The 11,548-nt window shown below is 41.6% G+C and carries 12 protein-coding genes and 1 other annotated feature; all 12 genes read right to left on the bottom strand.

Features of this window, described 5'->3' with window-relative positions; genetic code table 11:
* Positions 1-380 precede the first annotated feature (380 nt).
* The 12 genes from ileS to BMZ78_RS17755 all read right to left on the bottom strand — a co-directional run bounded on the left by ileS (position 381) and on the right by BMZ78_RS17755 (position 11,508).
* Positions 381-3,146, bottom strand: a complete 2,766-nt coding sequence (ileS, locus tag BMZ78_RS17815; protein ID WP_093231741.1) for an isoleucine--tRNA ligase — start codon at positions 3,144-3,146, stop codon at positions 381-383.
* Between the two features lie 47 nt (positions 3,147-3,193).
* Positions 3,194-3,425, bottom strand: a binding site (T-box leader).
* Positions 3,426-3,549: 124 nt separating this feature from the next.
* A complete protein-coding gene (locus BMZ78_RS17810) occupies positions 3,550-4,668 on the bottom strand; it encodes a DivIVA domain-containing protein (protein ID WP_245739933.1) in 1,119 nt (372 codons plus the stop codon).
* Between the two features lie 100 nt (positions 4,669-4,768).
* Positions 4,769-5,554, bottom strand: coding sequence for a YlmH family RNA-binding protein (locus BMZ78_RS17800; protein ID WP_093231740.1), 786 nt, complete (start codon positions 5,552-5,554; stop codon positions 4,769-4,771).
* A gap of 4 nt (positions 5,555-5,558) precedes the next feature.
* Positions 5,559-5,843, bottom strand: coding sequence for a YggT family protein (locus BMZ78_RS17795; RefSeq protein WP_093231739.1), 285 nt, complete (start codon positions 5,841-5,843; stop codon positions 5,559-5,561).
* A 29-nt stretch (positions 5,844-5,872) separates the two neighbouring features.
* Positions 5,873-6,286 carry a cell division protein SepF gene (locus BMZ78_RS17790; protein ID WP_093231742.1) on the bottom strand — a complete coding sequence of 138 codons (414 nt, stop codon included), beginning with the start codon at positions 6,284-6,286 and terminating at the stop codon, positions 5,873-5,875.
* A gap of 16 nt (positions 6,287-6,302) precedes the next feature.
* Complete coding sequence (locus BMZ78_RS17785; protein WP_093231738.1) at positions 6,303-7,007, bottom strand: YggS family pyridoxal phosphate-dependent enzyme; 705 nt, start codon at positions 7,005-7,007, stop codon at positions 6,303-6,305.
* Entirely contained in the window at positions 7,004-7,837 is an 834-nt protein-coding gene (pgeF, locus tag BMZ78_RS17780; protein ID WP_093231737.1) for a peptidoglycan editing factor PgeF, read from the bottom strand. Before pgeF ends, BMZ78_RS17785 begins: the two co-directional genes overlap by 4 nt.
* Before the next feature lie 120 nt (positions 7,838-7,957).
* On the bottom strand, positions 7,958-8,263 hold the full coding sequence (locus tag BMZ78_RS17775; RefSeq protein ID WP_093231736.1) for a YlmC/YmxH family sporulation protein: 306 nt from the start codon (positions 8,261-8,263) through the stop codon (positions 7,958-7,960).
* Between the two features lie 548 nt (positions 8,264-8,811).
* A complete protein-coding gene (gene sigG / locus BMZ78_RS17770) occupies positions 8,812-9,588 on the bottom strand; it encodes an RNA polymerase sporulation sigma factor SigG (RefSeq protein ID WP_093231735.1) in 777 nt (258 codons plus the stop codon).
* An 80-nt stretch (positions 9,589-9,668) separates the two neighbouring features.
* The gene (gene sigE / locus BMZ78_RS17765) at positions 9,669-10,391 is read right to left on the bottom strand and encodes an RNA polymerase sporulation sigma factor SigE (RefSeq protein ID WP_093231734.1); all 723 of its coding nucleotides are present in this window, start codon (positions 10,389-10,391) and stop codon (positions 9,669-9,671) included.
* Positions 10,392-10,417: 26 nt separating this feature from the next.
* Positions 10,418-11,329 carry a sigma-E processing peptidase SpoIIGA gene (spoIIGA, locus tag BMZ78_RS17760; protein ID WP_281244595.1) on the bottom strand — a complete coding sequence of 304 codons (912 nt, stop codon included), beginning with the start codon at positions 11,327-11,329 and terminating at the stop codon, positions 10,418-10,420.
* Positions 11,326-11,508 carry a hypothetical protein gene (locus tag BMZ78_RS17755; protein WP_093231732.1) on the bottom strand — a complete coding sequence of 61 codons (183 nt, stop codon included), beginning with the start codon at positions 11,506-11,508 and terminating at the stop codon, positions 11,326-11,328. The genes spoIIGA and BMZ78_RS17755 overlap by 4 nt, the downstream gene beginning before the upstream one ends.
* Between the last annotated feature and the right edge of the window lie 40 nt (positions 11,509-11,548).

Below are 11,548 nucleotides of genomic sequence, written 5' to 3'. Positions count from 1 at the left end.
TTGATTTGCTCTATCGAATCAACGAGGTCATGTTTCGCTCTTTAGTTTTCAAGGAACACTTTCTTTTATTCATTTCACCGCATCTCGCGGCGACAGTGAATAATATATCACGATCTAAAATCAAAGTCAACAGGTTTTTCTACATTTTTTTCTGTTTCTCTGCAAGCGTTAACTGCATGGGAGAAGCAAAAATCTGCTTTTATGTATCTGAATTTTGCAGAATCAATACCGCTCCTTCCAGTCGATTCATGATAGAGAGGCTGACTCAATAAGTTAAAAGTCAGCCCCTCTGGTTCTTGCCATATTGACTAAAGTAAACTGCTCACGACGCAGAAAAAGTTTACAGGTGTCTCGCATTTGTCAATGAAAGAAAGAACCTATCAGATTTCAGGATCATGATCTTTAACGACAGACACACAACGGCTGCACAAGGTTGGATGCTCTGAATCAGACCCAACGGTAGGCGAGATTACCCAACACCGTTCACACTTCTCGCCTTCAGCTACTTTTACTTTTACCTCTACTTTTTGATCTTTAGATCCTTCGGCAGATGGTGGCAATATTTCTACATGTGAGACGATGAATAACTGATCTAAACGGTCTAATTGACTCAAGAGGTCATAAGTTGCTTGATCTGGTGTGATCTCCAAGGCTGCTCCCAAAGAATTTCCAATCAGCTTAGCTGCCCGCGCCTCTTCCAAGGCTTTCAGTACAACATCCCTGACTTCCAGGAAGTCATCCCATTTTTTCTCCAACTCTTCATCTAACCATTCATTTCGAACTTCTGGGAATAAAGATAACTGTACACTGATTTCTTCCACGCCAGCAATATGTTTCCATACTTCATCTGCTGTATGTGGAATAATTGGACTCACTAACTTCACGAGCGCAGTCAAAAGCTCATAAAGGACTGTCTGAGCAGAGCGACGAATCGGTGCTGCTGTTGGCTCAACATATAAACGATCTTTTAACACATCCAAATAGAATTGACTCAAAAATACGGTACAGAAATGATGAACCGAATGATACACTTGATGGAACTCATACTCTTCATAACTCTTGTTTACACGTTGAACCAGGCGTTGTAGCTTCATCAAAGCGTAACGATCCAGTTCAGTTAGCTCATGATAAGCGACTCGATCCGTTTCTGGATTAAAGTCCGCCAGGTTCCCAAGCAAGAAACGGAAAGTATTCCGCCATTTCCGATATACTTCAGCAATTTGTTTTAAGATCGCATCGGAAATGCGGACATCTGCCTGATAATCAACAGATGCTACCCACAAACGTAAAATGTCCGCTCCGTACATATTGATCACTTTTTGTGGCTCAATCGTATTCCCAAGCGATTTGGACATTTTACGGCCTTCTCCGTCTAAAGTGAAACCGTGGCTCAGTACTTCCTTATATGGTGCCTGCCCTCTTGTTGCAACCGCTGTAGATAGCGAAGAATTAAACCACCCACGATATTGGTCAGATCCTTCCAGATAAATATCTGCTGGCCACCTCAGCTCTGGACGTTGTTCCAATACAGCTGCATGGCTGCTTCCTGAATCAAACCAAACATCCATGGTATCCGTTTCTTTACGGAATTCTGTTGCTCCACATTTGGCACAAGCCTGTCCTTCTGGCATTAACTCCTTGACACTCTTTGCATACCAGGCAGTAGAACCTTCTTGTGTAAACAGATTGGCAATATGTTCGATCGTTTGTTCGTTGATATGTGGTTCACCACATGCCTCGCAATAGAAAATGGGTAGAGGAACACCCCAAATACGCTGTCTGGAGATGCACCAGTCTCCACGGTCCGCAATCATATTATGAAGACGGACTTCCCCCCATTTGGGTACCCACTTCACTTTTTTGATTTCATCCAACATTTCTTTCCGGAAACCATCAATCGAAGCAAACCATTGTTCTGTAGCCCGGAAGATAACGGGCTTTTTGGTCCGCCAGTCATGTGGGTATTGGTGTGTAATAAAATTCAGCTTCAGCAAAAGGCCCTTTTCTTGCAAAAGCTCCGTAATCTTTTTGTTTGCATCATCATAGTACAGCCCTTCAAAACCAGGTGCTTCCTTGGTAAAGCGCCCTTTTCCATCCACCGGGCAAAGCACGCCCAAACCATATTTCTGTCCAACCTGAAAGTCCTCTTCCCCGTGCCCTGGAGCTGTATGTACACAACCCGTACCAGCATCCAATGTAACATGATCACCAAAAACAATGGGGCTTTCCCGATCGTAAAACGGATGGTTACAAATGACTCCAGCCAGTTCTTTTCCTTTCCAGGTTTGTACAACCTGATAGTCACTCATCTCGCAAACTTTCATTACTTCATCCACCAGTTTTGTAGCGAGAACAAATTTCCGATCATTTACCTGTACCAAGCTATATTCAAACTCTTCATTGAGGGCAATACCCAAGTTGGCTGGAAGAGTCCATGGCGTAGTTGTCCAGATTACTACAAATGTGTTGTCTTCTGGTAAAATTCCCTTTCCATCTTTAACAGGAAAAGCTACATAGATAGAAGGAGAACGCTTGTCATAATACTCGATCTCTGCCTCAGCCAAAGCAGTTTCGGAAGATGGGGACCAATAAACGGTTTTTAATCCACGGTAAATATGGCCTTTTTTCACCATCTCCCCAAAAATGCGGATCTGTTGTGCCTCATATTCAGGCAGCAAAGTGATGTACGGATTCTCCCAATCCCCACATACTCCTAGCCTTTTAAACTGTGCTTTTTGTTTTTCCACAAAGGAAAGAGCATATTCTTTACACTTCTCACGAAATTCAACAGCATCTACTTGTTTACGGTCTACTTTCTTTTTGGTTACAACAGCATGTTCAATGGGTAAGCCATGTGTATCCCAACCAGGTACATACGGAGCATCAAATCCTTTGAGCGACTTATATCGTACAATAAAGTCTTTTAATACTTTATTTAACGCGTGTCCAATATGAATATCTCCATTGGCATAAGGCGGCCCATCATGCAAAATAAATTTCGGTTGGCCTTCCCTTTTCTTTCTCACTTGTCTATAAATGTTGATCTCATCCCACCATTTTTGCATCTCTGGCTCTCTGGTTGGCAAATTTCCGCGCATCGGAAATTCTGTCTTCGGCAAATTCAAGGTCTTGCTATAATCGACCATTCTTTCACACTCCCTTTCCATAAAATAAAAAAAAGCCCTCATCATCCTCTAGGGACGAGAAGGCTCCCGCGGTACCACCCTAATAGTTTCGAAATAAAAAAAACTTTCATCTCGAAACCACTCCATCATTCGTAACGTGAATGACTCGGTCCACCTTACTGTTATTTCAGGCGACGGTTCCAGGGCGATTTTCAATAGACACTCGGATTAGGCTTCCACCATCCCTAATTCGCTGTAGCACGAGTGACTCTATTTACTCTTCCCTTTCCTTACCATTCCCCATATCCAGTTATCATTTTAACTAGTCATCCAATATTTTCATTCATCTTTGTCTGGAATTATACCACAAATTTCCCAACAATTCATCTACCATTTTGAGAGCGGAACGATCCATCAAAAAACCTTAAAACATCGCTTTTTTCTTCAGCTTCCGAGCTGTTCTTCTCAATTCACGACGTGGTTCCTCTTCTTCTTCCATATAAGAAGCGGCCACTTCATCTATGACACTTTGTGATTCATCCACCGTACGATATTCATTGTTTTTAAACTCGTTGTTTTTGAAATCATTATTTCTAAAGTCGTTATTATTTCTGAAGTCATTCGATGGCATTTGCATATTTTGCTGCTGCATATGAGATTGTTGTTGGAATTGGTTCTGATACTGGTTTTGATAGTTATTTTGGAATTGATTGTGTGATTGATATTGATTTTGTTGATAATCCATCATATTCATATTGCCTTGTTGATGATCCACCAATTGATGTTGTGGACTTTCCAGCAAGTATTGCTCATTGTTCGTATGGCTACGCTCTGCAAATTGCTCAAGTTGTTTGCCACGCTCTTCCAAATTGGTTTCAAGCTCTTCAAGTGATTCCCAATCCGAATTCTCCAGAATATCCAAGTGGGACTGAACCAATGTACGGAAACGAGCTCGATAAACAGTTGCTTTTTGTTTCAAATCCAACAGTTCACTATGAATAGCCCGTGCTTTTTGCAATGCTTCGTTAATGATACGATCCGCATTTTTCTCGGCTTCCTGAACGATAAGCTCTGCTTCTTTCTTTGCATTGATCCTTACTTCCTCAGCTACCTCTTGAGCAACACGAATCGACTTGTGAATACTTTGCTCCATAGAAGAAAGAGACATTTGCGAAATAGGAGCTGGAGCGTTCGTCGCAGGAACAGCTGGTTGCATACCTGTATACTGCTGATTGTTTTGATTTTGCATTGGCGAATGTAATGGAGCCGTTTCTGGTGTTACTGCAGAGAAACGTTGTGTACCTTGATTGGATGGTTGCATCGCTGTTTGCTGTCCAGTATACATGGACGAGTCTCCTTGCAAGAGGCGATCGATCTCAGCTTGCAACTCTTCCACTTGCTGTTCCAATTCTAATTTTTCACGCGTTAAAATCTCAAATTCCTTAATAATCTGATCAAGAAAATCATTTACCTCATCCACATCATATCCCCGAAACGAACGCTTAAACTCCTTATTGTGTATATCATATGCTGTTAATGCCATATCCGCACCTCCTGGATTACTTTGGATGCCTCTTCTATTCGACAATATTAACAGATATCCTGCTCAAATGCTACCTATAACCAGAAAAAGGTGTTATTGTTTAAATTAAGTAATCCAATAAAATAATATTTCTTCCCTTTTTCGTTAAACCTTCAATACTTTTGATTCGAATTCGTCCAAATCCCCTCAAAGAAATCATATCGCCCACTTCTACTTGATAAGAAGGGTTTTCAACTTGTTTCCAGTTTACTTTACACCTTCCACTTTTGACGAGGGTAACAGCTTTGGATCTGGAGAACGAATGTCCTTCAGCCAATAAAGCATCCAGTCGCAAAGAAGAGACAATCACTGTACGAGTCTGATATTCTTGCTTGGAAACATATAATTCATGGGCAGAAATTTCTTTTATACTCACCTTATTTTTGCCCACTTGGTGCAACTGTGCACAAATATAGTCAACCATTTCCTTCGCTACCACACAATCGCACCCTGTAGGATGTGGGTGCAAATCTCCAAGCATCTCCCTTTTTATCCCTAACCCCAATAATGCCCCAAGCACATCAGGATGATCCAAACTCCCTTTTCCGATCGGTTCAATCCGTAAAAAACCCAACTGAAACCAATCGGGTTGAATAGAAATATAAGTGGGGCTAATGACCATCCGGCATCTTTCAGCAGATTCATAGCCCCCATTTAGCATCCATATTAATTCGGATTCACGTCGCACGAACGTTTCTAAAATATATTGCTCTCTCGGATTCAGGAAAAATGTGGTAATCGGTTGTGATCTGTTTACCGCCCGATCAACCCAATCCCATGCTCTTTCTACAAAAGCATGCTCATCAGGCCGAAAATGCACCAATAGAGCTGGATCCTTTTTTACCATTTTATTAGATAAACACCCCAACAATATACTGAATGACTATCTGCAATCCATCTACAAGAAAGGGTAGAGCGATAATGGCCAAGATCGGTGAAAGATCTATAAACCCAATGGGTGGTATAATGCGACGAAACACAGAAAGATAGGGCTCACAAATTCGTGCTAACAAAAATCCGATCGATGAATCTTTTACATTTGGTAACCATGACATAAAAACATAGATAACAATTAAGATCTGGTAGATATAACTTGCCCAATTCAGTATCGCATTTATCGTAACAAGGGCTGTCATCCGAGATTTGTCACCTCAATCCTACCACATTAGAGCGTATCATCATGTAGCATTTCCGTAATCGTTCCTTGAATATCCACATTGGCAGGGGTACAAATAAAAATATGGGGTCCCAGCTTCTGAATCTGCCCTCCCAAAGCATAAACAGTTCCACTTAAAAAATCAACAATGCGTAGAGCCTGATCTCGCCGAACACGTTGCAAGTTAACAACAACAGGGCGATGAGACTTCAGATTATCCGCTATTTCTTGCGTTTCCTCATAGGCCCGGGGTTCAAACAGGACTAAACGAATATTTTTCTGTGTGTGTAAAGAGACAATATTGCTCTTCCCTTTTGGCGGTGGTGTATGATGTGTCTCCATATCCACTTCCTCTTCTTCTTCGTAATGTTCATCGTCTTCATTCACACCGAAAAAACCTTTAATCCGATTCATCATGCTCATACGTATTAACCCTCCCTCATTGTTGATCACCCCGTTGATATCCTCCTACGAGAACGGATCCGATCCTGACCCAAGTAGCTCCCTCTTCGATGGCTATTTCGAAATCTTGAGACATGCCCATCGACAAATGAGGAACTCCCAAACGAGGATGATCCAACTTTTGTAATTGCTGTTGCAATCGTTTTAATTCACGAAAAACAGGCCGAACTTCTTCCGGGTTCTCTACTTTCGGAGCCATCGTCATTAACCCTGCGATTTCGATATGAGACAAATTCGCCACTTCTTTTGAAAAATCTTCCAGTTCATCTGGAGAAATCCCAAATTTTGATTCTTCTCCGGATACATTCACTTGGAGAAAACAATGAATCACTGTATCTTTCTGGTTAGCACGTCGGTTCACTTCTTCAGCCAAAGAAAATCGATCCAGTGAATGAAGATACTGAAACCGCCCGACTACTTCTTTCACCTTATTTCTTTGCAAGTGTCCAATAAAATGCCATATACCCCGTTCACCCAACTGTTTCCATTTGGGAACCGCATCTTGTACCCGACTCTCACCAATATGTTCCAATCCTGCATCCAGAACCTGTTTCGTTCCTTCCAAATCCAAATATTTTGTGACGGCGACAACATGAACGCTCTTTGGATCCCGATTGGCCCGCTGACAAGCTTGATGTATCTTGCTTCGAATTTGATCCCAACGATAAATTAATTCGTTCATGAAGATCCCCTTTCCTTCTTTCCAATCCATGCAACCATACGACCGGTTTTTCCCTGATCACGACGATGAGAATAAAAATGATCGGTACTACAGCTTGTACACCAGGATGAGATCAAGATATGACGCGGATTGATCCCTATTCTTCTTAAGATAGCTGCATTCGCTTGTTTCAAGTTCAATTGCCACTTTCCATTTGGATTCGGTTTCGCTAATTCTGACGGCAACTCTTTGGTTTTGAGTGCCTCTTGCAGTGGATGAATCACTCGCTCATCCACTTCATAACAACATGCACCGATGGAAGGACCGATCGCTACCCGAATATGATTCAAATCGGCCCCTAATTCGAGTAGCTTTTCTACCATACGTACACCGATCTTTCCCACCGTTCCTTTCCAACCGGCATGAGCCACACCAATCCAGTCCAGATCTGGACTGTAAAAGTATAAAGGTACACAATCTGCATAATAAGATGTAAGCAATACATCTGATTCACCGGTTAACAAACCATCTGTATCCTGAAAAGCGGTCTCACGAGTATCACAGCCTTTTCCGCGCTGACTTGAATGGACGATTTCAATATGTACTCCATGTACTTGTTCCCCACAAGTCCACGAAGCAAACGACATTCCCAACTCATTGGCCAATCTTTTTCTATTGTGAATCACTCGTTCCGGATTTCCGCCAACATGGAGAGCATAATTACAAGCATTCCAGTCTTCTTTGTCGTTACGTGCACTGAATCCAACGACCAGATGTGGAAACTCCTTTTGCCAGCTATCTAAAGAAAAAAGAGGTAACCCTCCCATATTTTGATATACAAATGGTTCCATATACTCCCCTCCTCGTTTCATCTTATCATAACTCCAAACATAGACAAAGGGCAGGATCGGTTACCTTTATTCTCTTTAAATCCGTGTATTATTTTAAAAATGGAATATATCTACTTTGCATTAGCTAGAAATATTTGTTTCATCGACAGGTGATTGTAACAGTGGCCGTCCCAAATAAGTGTGAGAGTCCCGTCCATCCAAGCGAACAAGAATGACATCTGAACCAATTTTGACAATCTGCTTCCAAGGGATGATCCATTCCTGTCCTCCTGAAAACCATCCAAAAAAACGGGATTCACTGGGCACAATGACTGCCTTGATGGTCCCTAAACGCAAATCCAGCTCCAAATCATGAATTTGCCCAAGCTTGCGGCCATCCGTAATATTGACAACATCTTTGGATTGCAATTCGGAAATTTTAATCATATTACAATCACTTCGCTCCCTGTACTGTTTGATTTATATATATGAAGAAATAAGGGGAAATGTACAAGAGCAATCACAATTGACCACTCCCATGCGTAAACGCAGGGGATTCTTGGGTAATCCCGTTCACTGACAGGAAGTTGACCAAGCTAACCCCGTGGGCCCCACGGTTAAACAGTTTGAATTGCTACGTCACAGGCTAGACCTATTGCTTGGTTTTCGCCTTTCAGTCTAGCCAGTCCATACACATAGCATTTTACGTGCAAGGTGATTGGCTTGCACAACCCTATATGCTATCCCTTGTCAAGGAGCAACTGACTGTATTTTAACAGTGGAACATTTGGTTGCAAATACCTTTCTGAAAACTCGCCGGACTTGGCACAAGGGCTAATGACCTCACTCATCCGACGCTCGCTCTCATCCCCATAGCTGAAGCCAGGGGTTTTCTCGCTCGCAAGAATATAAAAAAAGTTCCAACGGATCACCCATGTTGGAACAGTTATCTTTTTCAATATGAGAGTCGCTAATTTTAACAACACATCATATGATTAATGAATATATTTATACATTTGATGAATCGCTGCTTTCTCCAATCGAGAAACTTGCGCTTGTGATATACCAATTTCTTCTGCTACTTCCATTTGTGTTTTTCCTTCAAAAAAACGCATAGACAAAATCATCTTCTCTCGATCATTCAACTTACTCAGCGCTTCCTTTAAAGCGATTTCCTCCAGCCATTGGATATCTTTGGTTCGATCATCGCTAAGTTGATCCATGACAAAAATAGGATCTCCTCCGTCCTGGTAAACAGGCTCAAATAAAGAAACAGGATCTTGAATCGCATCCAAAGCAAAAACTACATCCTCTTTAGGAACATTCAGCACTTCAGAAATCTCATGGATAGTGGGTTCGCGAGAATAACGATTGGTCAGATTATCTCTTACTTGTAAAGCTTTATAAGCGATATCTCGTAAAGAACGGGAGACACGAATTGGATTGTTATCCCTCAAATAACGACGTATTTCACCGATGATCATGGGAACCGCATATGTAGAGAACTTTACATTTTGGCTCAGGTCAAAGTTATCGATGGCCTTCATCAAGCCAATGCAACCTACTTGAAACAAATCATCTACGCATTCACCGCGATTATTAAAACGCTGAATTACGCTCAACACCAAACGCAAGTTACCATTGACCAACTTTTCCCGGGCAGAACGATCACCAGCTTGCAGCTCGCGAAACAATACTCGCATCTCTGGATTTTTTAGAACCGGTAATTTGGATGTATCTACTCCACATATTTCTACTTTGTTTCGCGCCATGAAGCTCCCTCCTCAGGATGGTTTCATGTTAAGTATCTCCTGAGAAGGGAATTTTATAATCAGATGTATTTAACATGAAATTATACCATTTTATTGAATTCTTTACGCAATCGCTTAATGATCCGTTTTTCCAGGCGAGAAATGTAAGATTGAGAAATTCCCAACATATCAGCTACATCTTTTTGGGTTTTTTCTTCTCCACCATCAAGGCCAAATCGCAACTCCATAATCTTCCGTTCACGATCTGACAAATTGGATAAAGCCATGTGCAAAATTTTCCGGTCAACTTGATCTTCAATATCCCGATAAATGGTATCATTTTCTGTTCCCAACACGTCAGATAATAGCAATTCATTCCCATCCCAATCTGTATTGAGTGGTTCATCAAATGAAACTTCGGAACGTATTTTATTATTACGACGCAAAAACATCAGTATCTCATTTTCAATGCAGCGCGAGGCATAAGTGGCCAGTTTGATTTTTTTGTGCGGATCGAAAGTATTTACTGCTTTAATCAGACCAATGGTACCAATTGAAATTAAATCTTCAATGTTAATTCCTGTATTTTCAAACTTTCGTGCAATATATACGACCAGTCGTAAATTTCGCTCAATTAGCATTCCCCTGACCGCTGCATCTCCAGATGGCAACCGATTGAGCAGATGTTCTTCTTCCTCTCGTGTCAGAGGGGGAGGCAGAGCTTCACTTCCACCAATATAATAGATTTCTTCTCCTTTAAACCCGAGTTGAAACAAAAACCGATACCAAAACAGCTGAACAAATAGCTTGAATTTGACCAGCATGTAAACGCCTCCTCTTGAAATAAGTGCTAACTGACAGCGGATACACAAGCAGGATGAATAATGGCTTGATAAGTTCCATCTGATGATAGACACCCGACATCTATTCCTATGAGCACTCTACCCACATTATTCCACCCGTCATCTTGCCAGATCTCTACTTGGTCAGGCTTAAAAGCAATCATCATTTCTGTTTCGCCACCGGCTACCCGATAAGGAATTAATTTTACTTTCACCATCCATTCCGGAGGCAGATGAGCCCAACCTTGTTCCCAGTCTTTTTCTTTGACCATATCAATGAGAGACGCAGGAATCTTTTCTTCGAGTTGTTTGAGCTCGACCATTATGACAGGTGCTCTGGTAATCGGATCACGTAGCTGGTTCCCTGTATCAACCAAGCCTGTACACTCCAACTGTTTCCCTTTAACCTGAATGCGAACGGGCAACAAAAAACGGTGAATGTGCTGCTGTTGTTCCAATGTGCGAAAAGAAAGTTTGGCATACATCCATACCAGTGGAAAGCCAATTAAAATAAATCCCCAAGATACAGGTGATCCCCAGCCCGTACGGGTTTCGGTAAAAAAAATTCCTCCAGATGTCTGACTCTCACCTGTCAGAATAAAATGAAGGGCAATCATCGCACCTCCTGTGACAAAACAAATAAAATAAAATACACCCAAATTTCGCATAAAAGCAAAAAGATGGATAAATCCAAAGGCAATCCATATCATGACCAGTGAAATCATCACTTTTACCGGAAATGAGTAAATGGTTTGAAACTGTGGCCAGAGATGAAGTGTAGCATAACCCCCTCCAATCACAGCAGCAGTGAGCAAGCGCCATACTTTGGTTTGCTGCCTCCTGATCGCTGATGTAAGCCAAAGTAGTAAAAAATCAAACAATCCATTGAGGAGGAAAACTACGTCTGCATAGACAGTCAGATTCCATCCCCTCCTCGTTGTGATTTATTATGATCCAATGATTGATGAAACCAGTATATACCTATATTTATTTCAAAGTCTGTCAAAACTTGCCAGATCACTTTCGCTTTTTTTGTCGATAGAATTTGTAGAGTAGAGAACTGAAATTTTGCAGCGACCCCTTTGGGTCGCCTACTCATTTCAGCTCCCCCTCATCAAACCGGACATGAGGTTCTCCCT

Origin of the sequence: Thermoflavimicrobium dichotomicum, assembly GCF_900114055.1 — a bacterium.
In the GTDB taxonomy this organism is placed as follows: Bacteria; Bacillota; Bacilli; order Thermoactinomycetales; family Thermoactinomycetaceae; genus Thermoflavimicrobium; species Thermoflavimicrobium dichotomicum.
The sequence above is the reverse complement of the archived record's forward strand: the minus strand, read 5'-3'. Positions and strand labels throughout refer to the sequence as shown.

What these genes read in the sequence shown, in the direction of transcription:
- sigG (WP_093231735.1), bottom strand. Translation starts at nt 9,588, where the DNA reads ATGGCGCGAAACAAAGTAGAAATATGTGGAGTAGATACATCCAAATTA.
- BMZ78_RS17790 (WP_093231742.1), bottom strand. Translation starts at nt 6,286, where the DNA reads ATGAGCATGATGAATCGGATTAAAGGTTTTTTCGGTGTGAATGAAGAC.
- BMZ78_RS17810 (WP_245739933.1), bottom strand. Translation starts at nt 4,668, where the DNA reads ATGGCATTAACAGCATATGATATACACAATAAGGAGTTTAAGCGTTCG.
- pgeF (WP_093231737.1), bottom strand. Translation starts at nt 7,837, where the DNA reads ATGGAACCATTTGTATATCAAAATATGGGAGGGTTACCTCTTTTTTCT.
- BMZ78_RS17755 (WP_093231732.1), bottom strand. Translation starts at nt 11,508, where the DNA reads ATGAGTAGGCGACCCAAAGGGGTCGCTGCAAAATTTCAGTTCTCTACT.
- ileS (WP_093231741.1), bottom strand. Translation starts at nt 3,146, where the DNA reads ATGGTCGATTATAGCAAGACCTTGAATTTGCCGAAGACAGAATTTCCG.
- BMZ78_RS17800 (WP_093231740.1), bottom strand. Translation starts at nt 5,554, where the DNA reads ATGGTAAAAAAGGATCCAGCTCTATTGGTGCATTTTCGGCCTGATGAG.
- sigE (WP_093231734.1), bottom strand. Translation starts at nt 10,391, where the DNA reads ATGCTGGTCAAATTCAAGCTATTTGTTCAGCTGTTTTGGTATCGGTTT.
- BMZ78_RS17785 (WP_093231738.1), bottom strand. Translation starts at nt 7,007, where the DNA reads ATGAACGAATTAATTTATCGTTGGGATCAAATTCGAAGCAAGATACAT.
- BMZ78_RS17795 (WP_093231739.1), bottom strand. Translation starts at nt 5,843, where the DNA reads ATGACAGCCCTTGTTACGATAAATGCGATACTGAATTGGGCAAGTTAT.
- BMZ78_RS17775 (WP_093231736.1), bottom strand. Translation starts at nt 8,263, where the DNA reads ATGATTAAAATTTCCGAATTGCAATCCAAAGATGTTGTCAATATTACG.